Raw genomic sequence first — 16,974 nt, 5'->3', positions numbered from 1 at the left:
TACCCGGCCCCCCCCCCCCCCGCGGCCCCCCCCCCCCCCCCCCCCCGCGGCCCCCCCCCCCCCCCCCGCCCCCCCCGGGGGGGGCCAGGACCGTTCTCAGCCGGGTGTGGCGACGGGGCGTGGCCGGCCGGGCTCCCCGGTCCGCGCCTGCGGGTCGACGGGGGACCGGGCCGCCTGGCAGCGCGGGCACCAGTAGGTCACCCGCTCCTGCAGGTGCGGCCCCTGGTCACCCATGAGGATCGGCGTCCGGCACCGCCGGCACGGCTTGCCCTTGCGCCCGTACACCCAGTGGTCGGAACCGCGGCGCAGATCGCCCGTGGTGCTCTGCTCCGGGTGCCCGAGGTTGGCGCGCATCAGCCGCTGCGCCCGCTCGACCAATGGCGCCAGGCGCTCATCGACGTCGGCCACGCGCGCCCACGGGTGCACCCCGACGAGGAACAGCGACTCCACCTTGTAGAGGTTGCCGATCCCCGCGAGGTTGCGCTGGTCCAGGATCGCCACGCCCACCTGCTCGTCGGGGTGGGCCCGCAGCCGGCGCAACGCCTCCTCCAGGTCCCAGTCCGGGCCGAGGATGTCCGGGCCGAGGTGCCCGACGAGCCGGTCCTCCTCCGACGTCGGCACGAACTCGACGTCGTGCAGCCGGTAGCCGACGCACTCCCACTCGTCGGTGGCCAGGACGATCCGGACGTCGTGGGCGGGGCCTCCGCGCCACCGGGTCCCGGGACGGTAGATGTGCCAGCTCCCGTCCATCCGGAAGTGGGTGCGCAGCGTGCGGCCGTCGGCCAACCGGAGCAGCAGGTGCTTGCCGCGGGGCACGACGTCGGTGACGGTGGCGCCGGTGAGATCCAGGGCGGCCAGCTGGGGGAGCCGGAACTCACCGCGGCGCAGCGTCGCTCCGGCCAGCGCCGTGCGCATGCGCTCGGCCGCCAGCCAGACGGTGTCTCCCTCGGGCACGCGTCCCATGATCCCTGTCCGCGGGCGACCCTGCTCCCACGGTGTGAGGCCACTGACATGCGGGAAGCGGTGGCCGCCGCGGCGCGCTGCACCCGGCGTGCAGGTGACCGAACGTTTCCGGACCCGACTCGTCGGTGGCGCCGGGCCCGCCGCCCCGGCCCCCGAGCCGGTGACGGTCACGGTCGCGCGCGTGGTGCGGCCCGAGCGGCATGACGCCTTCGAGCGGTGGGCCGCCGACGTCCAGCGGATCGCCGCCTCGTTCCCCGGGCACCTCGGCTCGACGCTGCTCCGGCCCGGTCCGGCCAGCGACGAGTACCACCTGGTCTACCGGTTCCGCGACGACGAGTCACTGGCCGGCTGGGAGCGCTCGGCCGAGCGGCGGGAAGCGCTGGACCGGGTCCAGCAGCTCGTCGAGGACGAGCGGATCTCCCGGGCCGTCGGCCTGGAGAGCTTCTTCGCGGTGCCTGCGAAGCCGGGGCCGGCCTGGCGCAGCTGGCTGCTGACCGTCGCCGTCGTCCTGCTGTTCACCTCGAGCTTCCAGGTGCTCGCCCTCCCGCTGGTGGACGGCTGGCCCTGGCCCCTGCGGTTGCTGCTGTCGGCGGCCTACGTCGTGACGGCGCTGCGGCTGCTCATGCCGCGGCTGAGCCGGTGGCTCGGTCGCTGGCTGCAAGGCGCCCGCCGCTGACCGATGCAGGCCGGCGTCAGCCGCGGAGCCGGAGCCCCCGGGGAGTGGCGGCGAAGCCGGCGGCCTGGAGGGCCTGGGACAGCGGCGTGGACTCGTGCACCGAGGCGCCGTCGGCCTTCTGCACCACCATCCGGCCCAGTGCTCCCGCGGAGACCGCGCCGGACAGCGCCGTCGCCGCCTCCTTGAGCACCTGCTCGTCCTCGGTCCAGGACAACAGCGTCTTCCCACCCCGCTCGACGTAGAGCACCAGTTCGCCGTCCACGAGGACGACCAGCGCGCCCGCCTTCCGGCCGGCCCGGTGCCCCGCCTTCCGCGTCGGGCCGGTCCCCTCACCGAGGTCCACCGCCGCACCGTCGGCGGCGACCGGGCGGTCGGGCCAGGGCAGGGCCGCGCCGTAGACGTTCGCCGGGTCGGTGGCCGCGAGGACGACGGCCCTCGCCGGCACGCGGTCGGGGGAGGCGAAGCTGCGCAACCGGTCGACCGCGCCGGGCGTGCCGAACTGCGCTGCACCCAGCGTCTCCACGAAGTAGCCCCGCCGGGCCCGGCCGTTGTCCTCGAACGCCCGCAGCACCGGGTAGACGGCGGAGAAACCCCCGGTCACCTGCTCGGCCATCACCGCGCCGCGGGTGAGGACCCCGTGCCGCTCCAGGAGGGCCTCGGCCCGCGCGGTTCCCCTCCGGGTGGCGTTGGGCTCCCGCTCGGGCAGCCGGGACCACCGGCCGGCGACGGTGGGCGGGCCGGTGCGGCTGGGCATGGCCGGGCGACCCAGTCGGGTGCGGCCGGCGCGGGCCCGGTCGAGGCGCACCCGGGGGGGCGCCGCCGGCTTGCGGTGCGTGCCGCCCCCGGCCAGCCGGGTGCGCAGCGGCGCGAGCGTGTCGTTGGTGAGCGCCCCGGCCCAGACCAGGTCCCAGACCAGGTCGGCCAGCGCGCCGTCGTCGGAGGCGCCGACGGCGTCGGAGAGCCCACGGAAGAACATCGCCTGACCGCCGGCGAGCAGGTCCAGCAGCGGCTGCCCCTCGGCTGCGGCCTCCAGCTGCTCGGGCAGCAGCAGCGGCGCCAGATCGGCCGGGACCAGGCTGATCCACCCGTCGCCGCCGGGGAGACCGCCGGCACCGGCCCACAGCACCTCACCAGCGCTGGTCAGCTCGTCGAGCATGGCGGGGGAGTAGTCGCGCACCCGGGCCGGCAGCACCAGCGACTCCAGGGCGCTGGCCGGCACCAGGGCACCGGCCAGCTGCTCCACGACGGCGAGGACGCCGTCGGCGCCGCGCAGCCGGCTGCCCACCGACTGCCAGGACGGGGTGAACCGGGCCAGCGTGCCGATCGGCACCGGCTCCACCTCCTGGCGCAGCCGGGCGAGGCTGCGCCGCCGGATCGAGCGGAGCACGTCGGCGTCGCACCACTCCTGGCCGGTCCCGCCGGGGCGGAACTCCCCCGAGACCAGCCGGCCGGTGCCGGTGAGCCGCTGGACCATCGCCGTCACCACGGCGACGCCCAGCCCGAGCCGGGCGGCCACCTCGCCGGGCTGGAACGGCCCGTGGGTACGGGCGTAGCGGCCGATCAGGTCGCCCAGGGGGTCGGCGACGGGTTCGGTGAAGACCTCCGGGACGCCGACCGGCAGCGCGGTGCCGAGGGCGTCGCGGAGCCGGCCGGCGTCCTCGATGGCGACGTACCGCTCCTCACCGGCGATGCGCACCAGCAGCGCGCGGCGGGCCGCGACGAGCTCGTCCAGCCACTCCTGCGGCACACCCCGCCGCCCGGCCTCGGCGGCGGTGAGGTCGCCGACGACGCGCAGCAGGTCGCCGCCGCCGTCGACGTCCCGCGGGTGCCGCTGCTGGGGGAGCCGCTGCAGCTCCGCCTCGATCTCGGCCATCGCCTCGGCGTCGAGCAGCTCGCGCAGCTCCGAGCGGCCGAGCAGCTCGGCGAGCAGGCCGGCGTCGAGGGCGAGCGCCTGCGCCCGGCGCTCGGCCAGCGGGGCGTCGCCCTCGTAGAGGAACTGGCCGACGTAGCCGAACAGCAGCGACTGGGCGAACGGCGACGCCGTCTCGGTCTGGACGTCGGCCACGCGCACCCGCCGGGCGCGGACGTCACGCATCAGCTCGACGAGCCCCGGCACGTCGTAGACGTCCTGGAGCACCTCGCGGGCCGCTTCCAGGGTGATCGGGAAGGAGGAGAACTCGCTGGCCACCGAGAGCAGCTGGGCCGCCCGCTGACGCTGCTGCCAGAGCGGCGTGCGGCGGCGCGGGTCGCGCCGGGGCAGGAGCAGCGCACGGGCGGCGCACTCGCGGAAGCGGCTGGCGAACAGCGCCGAGCTGCCCACCTCCGTGGTCACCTCGCGCTCGACGTCGTCGGGCTCGAGGACGGCGAGGTCGGCCTCGGGCGGCTCGCCGGTGGTCTCGGGCAGCCGCAGCACGATGCCGTCGTCGGAGTGCATGGCCGACACGTCGACGCCGTAGCGCTCGCGCAGCCGGGCCGCGAGGACCAGCGCCCAGGGCGCGTTCACCTGCGCACCGAAGGGGGAGTGCACGACCAGCCGCCAGTCGCCCAGCTCGTCGCGGAACCGCTCGACCAGCAGGGTGCGGTCGTCGGGCAGGTGCCCGGTCGCGGCCTTCTGCTCGGCCAGGTACGCGGCGAGGTTGGCCGCCCCCCACTCGTCGAGCCCGGCCGCGCGGGCCCGCTCCAGGCCGGCCTCCGGCGTCGCGGAGCCCACCTCGCGGAGGAAGGCGCCCAGCGCCCGGCCGAGCTCCAGGGGCCGGCCGGGCGCGTCCCCGTGCCAGAACGGCATCTTCCCGGCCTGCCCCGGTGCCGGGGTGACCAGCACCCGGTCGTGGGTGATGTCCTCGATCCGCCACGACGACGAGCCGAGCAGGAAGACGTCGCCCACCCGGGACTCGTAGACCATCTCCTCGTCCAGCTCTCCGACCCGGCGCCCGCCGGTGCCCTCCCCGCCGACGAGGAAGACGCCGAACAGGCCGCGGTCGGGGATCGTGCCGCCGCTGGTGACCGCCAGCCGCTGGGCACCGGCGCGCGCGGTGAGGGTGTCGGTGACGCGGTCCCAGGTGAGGCGCGGGCGCAGCTCGGCGAAGGCGTCGGAGGGGTAGCGCCCGGCCAGCATGTCGAGGACGGCGTGCAGCGCCGACTCGGGCAGCGAGGCGAAGGCCGCCGAACGGCGGACCAGCGCCCCCACCTCGTCGACGGTGCGCGGCCGCTCGGAGACGACCGCGACGATCTGCTGGGCGAGCACGTCGAGCGGGTTGCGCAGGTAGCGGATCGACTCGATGGCGCCGGCCTTCATCCGCTCGGCGACCAGCGCGCACTGCACGAGGTCGCCGCGGAACTTGGGGAAGAGCACGCCGCGGCTGACCGCGCCCACCTGGTGCCCGGCCCGGCCGACCCGTTGCAGGCCGCTGGCGACCGTGGGCGGGGCCTCCACCTGGACGACGAGGTCGACCGCGCCCATGTCGATGCCCAGCTCCAGGCTCGAGGTGGCGACGACGGCGGGCAGCCGGCCGGACTTCAGCGCCTCCTCGACGACGGCCCGCTGCTCCCGGGACACCGACCCGTGGTGGGCCGCCGCGACCGGCTGCACGCCCTTCGGCACGCCACCGCCGGAGCCGGCCTGCGCCATGAGCGCCGCCGCGTTCGTGCCCGGCGGCACGGTCTCACCGGTGGCGCGCTCGTAGGCCAGCTCGTTGAGCCGGCTGGTCAGCCGTTCGGCCAGGCGCCGCGAGTTGGCGAACACGATCGTGCTGCGGTGGGCCTGCACGAGGTCGAGCACCCGCTCCTCGACCGCCGGCCAGATGGAGTTGCGCGGCTGGTGGCCGGCCGCCGACCCCTCGAGCTCGCCGGTCGGCTGGCCCAGCTCGCTCATGTCCTCGATCGGCACGACGACCGAGAGGTCCCACTGCTTGGTCGAGCCGGGGGACACCACCTGCACCGGCCGGCCGCCGGCCAGGAACGTGGCGACCTCCTCGATCGGGCGCACGGTGGCCGACAGGCCGATGCGCTGCGCCGGCCGCTCGAGCAGTTCGTCGAGCCGGTCGAGGCTGACGGCGAGGTGGGCGCCGCGCTTGGAGTCGGTGACCGCGTGCACCTCGTCGACGATCACCGTCTCGACCCCGCGCAGCGCCTCACGGGCGGCGCTGGTGAGCAGGAGGAACAGCGACTCGGGAGTGGTGATGAGGATGTCCGGCGGACGGCGGGCGAACGCGCGCCGCTCCTCGGCCGGGGTGTCGCCGGAACGGATGCCGACCTTGATCTCCGGCCGCGGCAGCCCCAGCCGCGCGGCCGCCTGGCCGATGCCGGCCAGCGGAGCGCGCAGGTTGCGCTCGACGTCGACCGCCAGTGCCTTGAGCGGCGAGACGTAGAGGACCCGGCACCGGGTCCGCTCGTCGGTGGGCGGGGTGGCGGCCAGCCGGTCGAGCGACCAGAGGAACGCCGCGAGGGTCTTGCCCGAGCCGGTCGGAGCCACCACCAGCGCGTGCTCGCCGCTGCTGATCGCCTGCCAGGCGCCGTCCTGGGCGGCGGTGGGCCGCTCGAAGGCGCCGGTGAACCAGGCCCTGGTGGGCTCGGAGAACCGGGCCAGGGCACCGGGCTCGGGGATCGGACGGGCGGGCACGCGCTCAGTCTCCCCGGCGTGTACGACACTTCGCTGGCCGGCGAGGGCAGCCGGCCGCGGAACCATCCGCCCCGGAGACAGGAGCGCACGTGACACCGCTGCCGCCGGACGTCGCGGTCGGCGTCGCACGCGTCCAGCGCCGCACCCTCGGTGTGCTCAGCGGTGGGGTCGCCCTGGCCGGGCTGGGGGTCACCGTCGGCATCACCGCCGGCGGGCTGCTCGCCCGTGACGTCGCGGGCACCGACAGCGCCGCAGGGCTCGGCCAGACCGCCGGCGTCCTCGGCGCCGCGGTCCTGGCGGTCCCCCTGGCCAGGATCAGCGACACCGCGGGCCGGCGGGCCGGGCTGGCCGTCGGCTACGCCCTCGGCGTCGTCGGCGCGGTGGTCACCGTGCTCGCCGCGGCGGCCTCCTCGCTGGGGCTGCTGCTCGTGGGGCTGTTCCTGTTCGGGGCGGCCACGGCGTGCGGTCTGCAGTCGCGCTACGCCGCCGCCGACCTCGCCACGCCCGAGCACCGCGGCCGTGCCCTGTCCCTGGTCGTGTGGGCGACCACCATCGGCTCCGTCGTCGGCCCCAACCTCGCCGCTCCGGGCGCCGAGCTGGGGGCGGCCCTGGGGCTGCCGGCGCTCGGTGGGGTGTTCGTCGTGTCGGCGGTCGTCTTCGGGCTCGTGGCGGTGGGCTTCCTGCTGTTCCTGCGGCCCGATCCGCTGCTGCTGTCACGGACGCTCGGTGGCGGCCCTCGCGGCGGTGGCGGCCCCCGCCCGCGGCGCGCCACCGGCGCGGCGCTGCGGGCGGTGTGGGCGACACCGGCCGGGAGGCTGGGCCTCGCCGCCGTCGTGGTCGCCCACTCGGTGATGGTCGGCGTCATGGTGATGGCACCGGTGCACATGGGGCACGCCGGTGGCGCCGAGGGAACCGTGCTCCGGCTCGTCGGCCTGGTGATCAGCGTGCACGTGGCCGGCATGTACCTGCTCTCCCCGCTGGTCGGCGTGCTCGCCGACCGGGCCGGCGCCCCGGCGGTCGTGGCCCTCGGCGGTGGGCTGCTCCTGGCCGCAGCGGCGGTGGCGGGCACGGCGGCGCCGGACGACTCGGTGCAGCTGGGCGCCGGGCTCCTCCTGCTGGGCCTGGGCTGGTCCTGCGGCCTCATCGCGGGCTCCGCGCTCGTGACCGCGTCGGTCGGCCCGCACGTGCGGCCGACCGCGCAGGGCGGAACCGACCTGCTGATGGGGCTCGGTGCCGCGCTGGCCGGGGTGGTCGGCGGTCCGCTGCTCGCGTGGGGCGGCTTCGGCCTGGTGTCCGGGGTCTCGGCGGCGCTGGTGCTCCCGCTGGCCTACGTGTGGCTGACCACGAGGGTCAGCGCCCGCGGTAGTTCCTGATCAGCAGCACGATCAGCACGACCATCGCCAGCACGATGCCGATCTCGACGACGGTGTCGAGCGTCTGCGAACCCGTGCCCGGAATCATGGTCCCGAGCCTAGGGCGGATGCGGCGGCGCTGGGCGCCGGCGGGTTAGCGTCGGGGCGTGCGCCTGCAGGAGTTCTGGTCCCGCCTCGACGATCAGTTCGGGGCCATGCGCGCCCAGAGCGTCGTGCGCGACCACGTCTTCGCCGACCTCGGCGGCCGCACGGCGGCCGACGCCATCGAAGCAGGTGTCCCGGTGCGGAAGGTGTGGCTCGCGGTCTGCGAGGCCTTCGACGTGCCGGTCAAGGAACGCTGACCCGGGCGCGACACCGGGCCGGCGTGTCGGCCTGGCGATCGAACAGGTGTTCGGCCTACTGTGTCGTCCACAGGGCGGCTGGTCCTCCACAGCCGGCCCGGAATCCGAAAACTGTCGGTGCCTCGCCCTAGCGTCGGTCCCGACCCGCTTCTCGCGAACCGAAGGTGACGCACCATGGCAGCAACGCTCGACCGCGACAAGGCCCTCGACATGGCCCTCGCCCAGATCGACAAGCAGTTCGGCAAGGGCTCGGTCATGCGCCTGGGCGACAGCCCCGAGGTGGCGATCAGGGTCATCCCGACCGGCTCGATCGCCCTCGACATCGCCCTGGGCATCGGCGGGCTGCCGCGCGGCCGGGTCGTCGAGGTGTACGGGCCGGAGTCCTCCGGTAAGACCACGGTCGCCCTGCACGCGGTGGCCAACGCCCAGGCCGCCGGCGGCATCGCCGCCTTCATCGACGCCGAGCACGCGCTCGACCCGGAGTACGCCCGCGCCATCGGCGTGGACACCGACGCGCTCCTGGTCAGCCAGCCCGACACCGGTGAGCAGGCGCTCGAGATCGCCGACATGCTGATCCGCTCCGGCGCGCTCGACATCATCGTCATCGACTCGGTGGCGGCCCTCGTGCCCCGCGCCGAGATCGAGGGCGAGATGGGTGACAGCCACGTGGGTCTGCAGGCCCGCCTGATGAGCCAGGCGCTGCGGAAGATCACCGGCGCGCTGAGCAACTCGGGCACGACGGCGATCTTCATCAACCAGCTGCGCGAGAAGGTCGGTGTGGTCTACGGCTCGCCCGAGGTCACCACCGGTGGTCGCGCGCTGAAGTTCTACTCGTCGGTCCGGCTCGACGTCCGCCGCATCGAGACCCTCAAGCAGGGCACCGACGCGATCGGCAGCCGCACCCGCATCAAGGTCGTCAAGAACAAGGTCGCCGCACCGTTCAAGCAGGCCGAGCTCGACATCCTCTGGGGTCAGGGTTTCAGCCGCGAGGGCGGCATCGTCGACGCCGGTGTCGAGCAGGGCATCGTGAAGAAGTCCGGCGCTTGGTACACCTACGAGGGCGACCAGCTGGGTCAAGGCAAGGAGAACGTCCGCAACTTCCTGAAGGACAACCCCGACCTGGCCGACGAGATCGAGAAGCGGGTCAAGGAAAAGCTGGGCATCGGCCCGACGCTGGACGCTCCGGCGCCGGTCGACGCCCCGGGCTTCTGATCCGGCGGTGGACGACAGGCCACCCACCCGACGGCGCGGCTCCGGGGGCTCCCGGGCCGGCCGGTGGTCCCGCGCTCCCGGCGGCGACGATCCCCTGACCCCGGACGTCGCCCCCGGTTCCCCGGAGGACGACGCGGGCGACCCTGAGCAGGTCGCCCGTGCCATCTGCCTCCGCGCGCTGACCGGTGCGCCGAAGACGCGGCAGCAGCTCGCCGATCTGCTCGCCAAGCGCGGGGTGCCGGACGATGCGGCCGAGGCCGTGCTGGACAGGTTCACCGAGGTGGGCCTGATCGACGACGCGTCCTTCGCCCGGGCCTGGGTCAGCAGCCGGCAGGCCGGCCGGGGGCTGGCCCGTCGGGCGCTGACCGCGGAGCTGCGCGCCAAGGGCGTCGATCCGGAAACGGCCGCCGAGGCCGTCGAGGCGGTGGACGACGACGACGAGCGGGAGGCGGCCCGCCGGCTGGTGGCGCGGCGGGTGACCGCCATGCGCCGGCTCGACCGGGCCACGGCCGCCCGCCGCCTGATCGGCATGCTCGCCCGCAAGGGCTACAACGGCGGTCTCGCCGCGGCGGTTGTCCGGGAGGCGCTGGACGAGGCGCACCTCGATGGCGACGTCGACGACGTCCCCGAGTTCGACGAGGAGAGCGCGCTGCCCTGAAGGCGTCGCGGCCTTCCCCGCCACGTGGCGGGGCGCGAACGACAGGAGGCGGTCCGGATGTCCGGACCGCCTCCTGTCGTTCCACCGCGTCAGCCCGTCGCGAGCCAGGCGGTCATGTCCACCGCAGTGCCGTCCGGCGCCTCCGCATCGGGCACCAGCCACTCCGGTTCCCGGAGCTGGCCGTCGGAGAGCCAGCGGCTGATCTCCGTGTCGAGCCCCTCCTCTGCGTCGGCACCGGGGCGGCGCCGCTCGCCGAGGAAGGTCAGGTCCACCTCGGTGCCGTCGGCGTAGCGGAAGACCACCCGGCAGCGCGAGCGCCGGTGCCGCGCCGGGGGAACCACCTCGCGGACGACGGCGCTCTCCGCACCGGCGGCCTCGGCGAAGGCCGGGGCCGCGGAGCGCAGGCGCACGACGAACTGCTGCCCGCCGTCCAGCGGCGGAACCGACCCGGCCGCGGGCGGGGAGGCGACCGGGGCGGTGAGGATCTGCTCGCCGGCGGCCCGGGGGACCGGGGGCAAGTTGCGGGGCCCCACCGCGTGCATCGTCTCCATCGTGATCACCAGTCTCGCCACAGTTGCGCTCGACTCGGAGTCGGCGCGCCCGGGTGGGACGAGTGGTTCGCACGGGATGGGCACGCCTGCCTCAGGCGCCGTCCCGCACGGGCACCAGGTCGCCGCCGCCGGTCGCCTTCGCCGTGGAGCCGCGGGCCTGGCGGGCCTGGATCCACTGGGCCAGCCGGCTCAGCGCGTAGTTGATCGCGATGTAGAGCAGGGCGACCACCACGAAGGTCTGGATGGGGTTGTCGAGGTTGCGTCGGATGCTCTCGCCCTGGCTGAGCAGCTCGTCGTAGTTGGCGACGAACGTGACGAGCGACGTGTCCTTGAGGACGACGACCAGCTGGCTGATGATCGCCGGCAGCATCACCCGGAAGGCCTGGGGGAGCAGGACGATCCGCATGGTCTGCCCGTTGGTCAGCCCGGTCGCCAGGGCCGCCTCGCGCTGCCCCCGGGGCAGTGAGGCCACCCCCGCCCGGACCACCTCGGCGAAGATGACCATGTTGTAGGCCGTCAGGCCGATGACCAGACCCCAGAGCACCTGGCCGCCGGGCCAGTCGCGCAGGTCCAGGCCCACGTCGGGCAGCACGCGGACGCCGAAGTAGACGAGCACCACCACGGGCAGGCCGCGGAACAGTTCGACGAGCCCGACCAGCGGAATGCGCCCTGCCCGGCCCAGGGACAGCCGGGCGACGGCGATCAGCGTGCCGAGGACGATCGACAGCGTCATGGCGATCACCGCCGCGATGATGGTGTTGCGGATGCCCTCGCCGAACAGTCCCCACACGGCCCCGAAGTTCTCGTTGCCCGGGTTGATGAGGGGGCCCCACTTCTCCATCGAGAACTGGTCCCGGTCCGCCAGCCGCCGCGCGACCACGTAGGCCAGCCCCAGGAGGGCGACCACCGCGACCGCGGTGCCGATGGCGGTCCGGCGTCGCGCCCGCGGACCCTGCGCGTCGAAGAGGACGGTCTCTTCCCGGCTCATCGGGCGATCGCCGCCTTCCGCTCGATGACCTGCAGGAGGGCGCCCGCCGGCAGGGTGATGAGGAGGAACCCGATCGCGACGCCGGTGAAGATCGGCAGGGTCTCGAACCCGCGCGCGCTCACCAGGGTCTGACCGGTGCTCCACAGGTCGCCGCCGACGCCGAAGGCCCCGACCACGGCGGAGTTCTTGAACATCGCGATGATCACGCTCCCGAGGGGCGGGATCACCGTGCGGAGGGCCTGGGGGAGGACCACGTACCGCAGCGCCTGGCCGAAGTTCAGGCCGATCGATCGGGCGGCCTCCGCCTGGCCCGCGGGCACGGAGTTGATGCCCGAGCGCACCGCCTCGCAGACGAACGCGGACGTGTAGAGCACCAGCCCCAGCACGCCGAAGAAGAAGAACGAGCGGTTGATCCCGATCTCGGGCAGCCCGAACGCGCAGGCGAAAAGGACCACCGACAGCGGTGTGTTGCGGAAGGTCGTCACCCAGAACGAGCCGAACGCCCGCAGCGGCGGAACGGGGGACACCCTGCAGGCGGCGATGAGGACGCCCAGGAGCAACGAGCCGACGAGCGCCCACAGGATGATGCTCAACGAGGTCAGGAAGCCCTGGACGAAGAGGTCGAGGTTCTCGAGAACCGGGCCCACGTGCTCTCCCTCGCTGCGGCGGTGGTCGGGTCGGACGGCATCGGCCGCGACCGGCCGGCGCTGGGGCCGGCCGGTCGCGGATCGATCAGGTGCTCAGCCGGTCAGGCGCACTCGTCGAACTCGGGGAGCTCGGGGGTCTCCGTGCCCTCGACCTGGCCCGCGGTGGACTCCCAGGCCTCGACGTAGGCGTCCTCGTTCTCGCGCAGCGTCTCGTGGATGAACTCGCAGAACGCCACGTCACCCTTCTGGATGCCGATGCCGTACGGCTCCTCGGTGAACTGCTCGCCGACCAGCTTGAACTCGCCGTCGGACTCCGAGACGAAGCCCAGCAGGATCACGTTGTCGGTCGTCACGGCGTCCACCTGGCCGTTGCTCAGGGCGTCCGCGCACTGCGAGTACTCGTCGAACAGCACCAGCTGGGAGTCGTTGGCGAGGTACGGGCGGATCTGCTCCGACGGCGTCGAGCCGGTCACCGAGCAGACGGTCGCGTCCGGGTTCTCGGTGAACGACTCCGGCCCGGTGATGGTGTCGTTGTCCGCGGCGACCATGATCTGCTGCCCGGCCTCGTAGTACGGCCCGGCGAAGGAGATGCGCTCCTTGCGCTGGTCGTTGATGGTGTACGTCGCGACGACCATGTCGACCTCGTCGCCCTCGAGGACCTCCTCCCGCACCGCGGACGGGGTCTCCACCCACTCGATGTCCTCGGGGGCGATCCCCAGCCCGCCGGCGATGATCTTGGCCACCTCGACGTCGAAGCCCTCGACCTCGCCGCTGAGGTTCTCCAGGCCGAAGCCGGGCTGGTCGAACTTCGTGCCGACGCGAATCGTGCCCGCCTCGGCGATCTCGGCCATCGTCGTGCCTTCCTCGAACTCGGGCGCGTCGGCGACGGGCACGTCGGTGGCGGCGTCCTCGGAGCCGCCACCGCAGGCGGCGGCGGTCAGGGCGACGACGGACAGGGTGGCTACCAGGGCGGTGCGCCGGAAGGTCATGGCTGGAGTCCTCTCGCTTGGGGTCTCGTGCGGTCAGTGGGTGAGGATCTTGGACAGGAAGTCCTTGGCGCGGTCGGACTGCGGGTTGGTGAAGAAGGTCTCCGGCTCGGCCGACTCGACGATCCGGCCGCCGTCCATGAACACCACCCGGTTGGCCGCCTTGCGGGCGAAGCCCATCTCGTGGGTGACGACGACCATCGTCATGCCGTCCCGCGCCAGACCGACCATGACGTCGAGGACCTCGTTGATCATCTCGGGGTCCAGGGCCGACGTCGGCTCGTCGAAGAGCATGACCTTGGGCTCCATGGCCAGCGCCCGGGCGATCGCCACGCGTTGCTGCTGGCCACCGGAGAGCTGGGCCGGGTACTTGTCGGCCTGGGTGCCGACCCCGACCCGGTCGAGCAGTTCCCGGGCCCGCTTCTCGACGTCGGCCTTCGGTTGCTTGCGGACCTTCACCGGCCCCAGCGTGACGTTCTCGAGCACGGTCTTGTGCGCGAAGAGGTTGAAGCTCTGGAAGACCATGCCGACGTCGGCGCGCAGGCGGGCGAGCTCCTTGCCCTCTTCGGGCAGGCGCTCCCCGTCGATCGTGATCTCGCCCTTCTCGATGGGCTCGAGCCGGTTGATCGCACGGCACAGCGTCGACTTCCCCGAGCCCGACGGGCCGATGACGACGACGACCTCGCCCCGGGCGATGGCCAGGTCGATGTCCTGCAGGACGTGCAGCTCGCCGAACCACTTGTTGACGCCGGACAGGCGAACGAGAGGCTCTCCGTTCGAACGGCTGGTCATCTTGGGGACCCTAAGGGCCCGAAGTGCACGCGGAGTGATCGGGACGATCACGAAGGGGTAACGAAGCGGGGGCCTCATGCGCCGGTCACCGGCCCGGCAGGCCGGACGGGCGGGCCGGCCGCGGCCGCGCCGTACCCTCGCTGTCGACATGAGAACCGAGTTGGAGGCACCTGCGCGCACCTACCGCGTGCGCACGTACGGGTGCCAGATGAACGTGCACGACTCCGAGCGCCTCTCCGGCCTGCTCGAGGAGGCCGGCTACACCGCCGCGGCCGAGGGCGACGACGCCGATGTCGTCGTCCTGAACACGTGCGCGGTCCGGGAGAACGCGGACAACCGGCTGTACGGGAACCTCGGGCACCTGCGGCCGGTGAAGGACGCGCACCCGGGCATGCAGATCGCCGTCGGCGGCTGCCTGGCGCAGAAGGACCGCGGCGAGATCGTCCGGCGCGCCCCGTGGGTCGACGTCGTCTTCGGCACGCACAACGTCGGATCGCTGCCGGCGCTGCTCGACCGGGCGCGGCACAACGCCGAGGCGCAGGTCGAGATCGTCGAGTCCCTCGAGGTCTTCCCGTCGACGCTGCCGGCCAAGCGGGACTCCGCCTACTCGGGCTGGGTGTCGATCAGCGTCGGGTGCAACAACACCTGCACGTTCTGCATCGTGCCGGCGCTGCGCGGCAAGGAGAAGGACCGCCGGCCCGGGGAGATCCTCGCCGAGGTGCAGGCGCTGGTCGACCAGGGCGTGCTCGAGGTGACCCTCCTCGGGCAGAACGTCAACGCCTACGGCGTGGAGTTCCGCGACCGCGGCGCCTTCGCCGACCTGCTCCGCGCGGCCGGCCGCATCGACGGCCTCGAGCGGATCCGGTTCACCAGCCCGCATCCGCGCGAGTTCACCGACGACGTCATCGACGCGATGGCCGGGACACCGGCGGTCTGCCACCAGCTGCACATGCCGCTGCAGAGCGGGTCGGACGACGTCCTCCGCCGGATGCGCCGCGGCTACCGGCAGGACCGCTACCTCGGCATCATCGACCGCGTCCGGGCGGCGATGCCCGACGCCGCGATCACCACCGACATCATCGTCGGCTTCCCCGGCGAGACGGAGGAGGAGTTCCAGCAGACGCTGGAGGTCGTCCGGCAGGCCCGCTTCGCCAGCGCCTTCACCTTCCAGTACTCCAAGCGGCCGGGAACGCCGGCGGCGGAGATGGACGGCCAGCTGCCCAAGGACGTCGTCCAGGAGCGGTACCTGCGGCTCACCGCGCTGCAGGACCAGATCAGCTGGGACGAGAACCGGAAGCTGATCGGTCGGACGGTCGAGCTGCTCGTGGCGGCGGGGGAGGGGAGCAAGGACGCCCAGCGCGGCCGGCTGTCCGGCCGGGCTCGCGACGGCCGGCTGGTGCACTTCACGGCCGCGGACGGCGTCCGTCCCGGCGACGTGGTCGAGACGGTGATCACCGAGGCCGCGCCGCACCACCTGGTCGCCGACGGCGCGCTGCTCTCGCACCGGCGCACGCGCGCCGGGGACGCCGCGGAGGCCGGCACCCGGCCGACGACGCCGGGGGTCTCGCTGGGCATGCCCCGGATCGGTGTTCCGGACCCGCTGCCGGCGCTGACCACCGGCTGCTGAGCCGGGGCACAGGAGGCTGTGCACACGGGATCGCCCGGCGAACCGTGCGCACAGCCTCCTGTGCCCGGGGTTGTTACCGGCGGGCGGACTTCTCCGCCTCGGCCAGCCACTCCTGGCGGGTGGCCAGGTTGGCCTTCGCCTCTGCGATCCGCCGCTGGTCGCCCGCGGCCTCGGCCTTGGCCAGCTGCTCCTCGGCCTTGGTGACCGCGGCCCGCATCGAGGTGACCATCGGGTTCTCCGGGGTGGTCCGGATGCGTCCCGCGTCGGCGGCTCCCCGGACCCGCTGCTCCACGGCCTGCATCCGGTCCTCGAGCGAGCGCATCACGGCCCGCGGCACGTGCCCGATCGCGTCGTAGCGCTCCTGGATCTTGCGCAGTGCGTTCTGCGCGCCCCGCAGGTCGGTGGACGGGTCGAGCTTCTCCGCCTCGGCCAGCAGCTCCTCCTTGGCCCGCTGGTTGGCGACCTGCTCGGCGTCGCGCGCCTTGTCCTGCTCGGCGCGGGCGTTGAAGAAGACGTCCTGCGCGGCGCGGAACTGCTTCCACAGGTCGTCGTCACCATCGCGGCCGGTGCGGGGCACCGCCTTCCAGCGGTCCATCAGCGAGCGCATGGCCGCACTGGTGGGCCCCCACTCGGTCGACGTCGACAGCCGCTGCGCCTCGGCGATCAGCTCCTGCTTGGCGGCGCGGGCCTCGCCGCGCTGGGCGTCCAGCTGGGCGAAGTGGGCGCCGCGCCGGCGGCCGAACGCGTCCCGGGCAGCCGCGAATCGCGACCACAGCGCCTCGTCGGTCTTGCGGTCGATGCCGCGGATGGTCTTCCACTCCTCGACGATCGCCTTGAGGCGGTCACCGGCGGCCTTCCAGGACGTCGACTCGGCGGCGATCTGCTCGGCCTCGGCGGCGAGCGCCTCCTTGCGCGCCACCTGGACGGCGCGGGCGGCGGCCTTCTCGGCGCGGTACGCGGCGACCGCGGACTCGGCGGTCTCCACCATGGCGCGGGCGCGGGCGGCCAGCCCCTCGAGGTCGCCGACGGCGGCCGCGGTCGGGATGGACTCGGCCAGCGACTGTGCCTTGGCCCTGATCTCGGCGGGGTTGCCGGTGTGGGCCTTGAGCCGGGCCTCGAGCAGGGAGACCTCGGTGGCGAGGTCGTCGTACCGCCGCCCGTAGTGGGCCAGCCCCGCCTCTGCCTCGCCGGCCTGCCACGACCCGACCTCGCGCTCGCCGTCGGCGGTGCGCACGAAGACGGTGCCCTGCTCGTCGACGCGGCCCCACTGCGCGGGGTCGCTCACCACGATCTCCACCGGTGCCGCCGGCGGTCCCGGCGCGGGGGCCGGCGGCGCAGCAGCTGCCGGTTCCGGCTCGCCGGTGGGTTCGGGGAGCGCCGCGTCCGCAGGGGCGGGCGCGGCCGGCGTGCCGTCCGCGGGGGCTCCCGCGTCGGGGCTGCCGGTCTCCTGCGCCGCCTCGGGGGCGGTGGTCTCTGGGGTCTCCGCAATCGGCGGAGCGGCCTGCTGCACCCCGTTGCCGGGGTCGTCCGTGCTCGACACGT

General features: G+C 74.1%; 14 protein-coding genes. 6 read left to right on the top strand and 8 right to left on the bottom strand.

Going from position 1 to position 16,974, the window contains the following annotated elements; translation table 11 throughout:
- Positions 1 to 96: 96 nt before the first annotated feature.
- On the bottom strand, positions 97 to 954 hold the full coding sequence (locus ACI791_RS11385) for a DNA-formamidopyrimidine glycosylase family protein (RefSeq protein ID WP_456586163.1): 858 nt from the start codon (positions 952 to 954) through the stop codon (positions 97 to 99).
- Positions 955 to 1,057: 103 nt separating this feature from the next.
- On the opposite strand from ACI791_RS11385, the gene ACI791_RS11380 reads away from it, so the two are divergent.
- Positions 1,058 to 1,639 carry an antibiotic biosynthesis monooxygenase gene (locus ACI791_RS11380; protein ID WP_456586162.1) on the top strand — a complete coding sequence of 194 codons (582 nt, stop codon included), beginning with the start codon at positions 1,058 to 1,060 and terminating at the stop codon, positions 1,637 to 1,639.
- Between the two features lie 16 nt (positions 1,640 to 1,655).
- On the opposite strand, the gene ACI791_RS11375 is transcribed toward ACI791_RS11380, so the two are convergent.
- Positions 1,656 to 6,257, bottom strand: a complete 4,602-nt coding sequence (locus tag ACI791_RS11375) for an ATP-dependent helicase (RefSeq protein ID WP_456586161.1) — start codon at positions 6,255 to 6,257, stop codon at positions 1,656 to 1,658.
- Between the two features lie 89 nt (positions 6,258 to 6,346).
- Between ACI791_RS11375 and ACI791_RS11370 the strand changes: the two genes are divergently transcribed.
- The 4 genes from ACI791_RS11370 to ACI791_RS11355 all read left to right on the top strand — a co-directional run bounded on the left by ACI791_RS11370 (position 6,347) and on the right by ACI791_RS11355 (position 9,841).
- Positions 6,347 to 7,630 carry an MFS transporter gene (locus ACI791_RS11370; RefSeq protein ID WP_456586160.1) on the top strand — a complete coding sequence of 428 codons (1,284 nt, stop codon included), beginning with the start codon at positions 6,347 to 6,349 and terminating at the stop codon, positions 7,628 to 7,630.
- Positions 7,631 to 7,776: 146 nt separating this feature from the next.
- Entirely contained in the window at positions 7,777 to 7,971 is a 195-nt protein-coding gene (locus tag ACI791_RS11365; protein ID WP_347057510.1) for a DUF3046 domain-containing protein, read from the top strand.
- Positions 7,972 to 8,145: 174 nt separating this feature from the next.
- The gene (gene recA / locus ACI791_RS11360; protein ID WP_456586159.1) at positions 8,146 to 9,183 is read left to right on the top strand and encodes a recombinase RecA; all 1,038 of its coding nucleotides are present in this window, start codon (positions 8,146 to 8,148) and stop codon (positions 9,181 to 9,183) included.
- 7 nt (positions 9,184 to 9,190) lie between these two features.
- Complete coding sequence (locus ACI791_RS11355) at positions 9,191 to 9,841, top strand: regulatory protein RecX (RefSeq protein ID WP_456586158.1); 651 nt, start codon at positions 9,191 to 9,193, stop codon at positions 9,839 to 9,841.
- Between the two features lie 89 nt (positions 9,842 to 9,930).
- Here ACI791_RS11355 and ACI791_RS11350 read toward each other — a convergent pair whose 3' ends face one another.
- The 5 genes from ACI791_RS11350 to ACI791_RS11330 form a co-directional block, all read right to left on the bottom strand.
- A complete protein-coding gene (locus ACI791_RS11350) occupies positions 9,931 to 10,392 on the bottom strand; it encodes a hypothetical protein (RefSeq protein WP_456586157.1) in 462 nt (153 codons plus the stop codon).
- A gap of 91 nt (positions 10,393 to 10,483) precedes the next feature.
- Positions 10,484 to 11,380: an amino acid ABC transporter permease gene (locus ACI791_RS11345; protein ID WP_456586156.1), complete on the bottom strand. Its 897-nt coding sequence runs from the start codon at positions 11,378 to 11,380 to the stop codon at positions 10,484 to 10,486.
- On the bottom strand, positions 11,377 to 12,027 hold the full coding sequence (locus ACI791_RS11340) for an amino acid ABC transporter permease (RefSeq protein ID WP_456586155.1): 651 nt from the start codon (positions 12,025 to 12,027) through the stop codon (positions 11,377 to 11,379). The genes ACI791_RS11345 and ACI791_RS11340 overlap by 4 nt, the downstream gene beginning before the upstream one ends.
- Before the next feature lie 101 nt (positions 12,028 to 12,128).
- On the bottom strand, positions 12,129 to 13,016 hold the full coding sequence (locus tag ACI791_RS11335; protein ID WP_456586154.1) for a glutamate ABC transporter substrate-binding protein: 888 nt from the start codon (positions 13,014 to 13,016) through the stop codon (positions 12,129 to 12,131).
- Positions 13,017 to 13,049: 33 nt separating this feature from the next.
- Positions 13,050 to 13,805, bottom strand: a complete 756-nt coding sequence (locus tag ACI791_RS11330; RefSeq protein ID WP_456586153.1) for an amino acid ABC transporter ATP-binding protein — start codon at positions 13,803 to 13,805, stop codon at positions 13,050 to 13,052.
- Positions 13,806 to 13,953: 148 nt separating this feature from the next.
- On the opposite strand from ACI791_RS11330, the gene miaB reads away from it, so the two are divergent.
- A complete protein-coding gene (miaB, locus tag ACI791_RS11325) occupies positions 13,954 to 15,432 on the top strand; it encodes a tRNA (N6-isopentenyl adenosine(37)-C2)-methylthiotransferase MiaB (RefSeq protein ID WP_456586152.1) in 1,479 nt (492 codons plus the stop codon).
- Between the two features lie 73 nt (positions 15,433 to 15,505).
- Here the strand turns inward: miaB and ACI791_RS11320 are convergent, their stop codons facing one another.
- The gene (locus tag ACI791_RS11320) at positions 15,506 to 16,972 is read right to left on the bottom strand and encodes a DUF349 domain-containing protein (RefSeq protein WP_456586151.1); all 1,467 of its coding nucleotides are present in this window, start codon (positions 16,970 to 16,972) and stop codon (positions 15,506 to 15,508) included.
- Positions 16,973 to 16,974: the final 2 nt, after the last annotated feature.

The sequence above is a fragment of the Blastococcus sp. SYSU DS0973 genome (genome assembly GCF_054051055.1).
The sequence above is the reverse complement of the archived record's forward strand: the minus strand, read 5'-3'. Positions and strand labels throughout refer to the sequence as shown.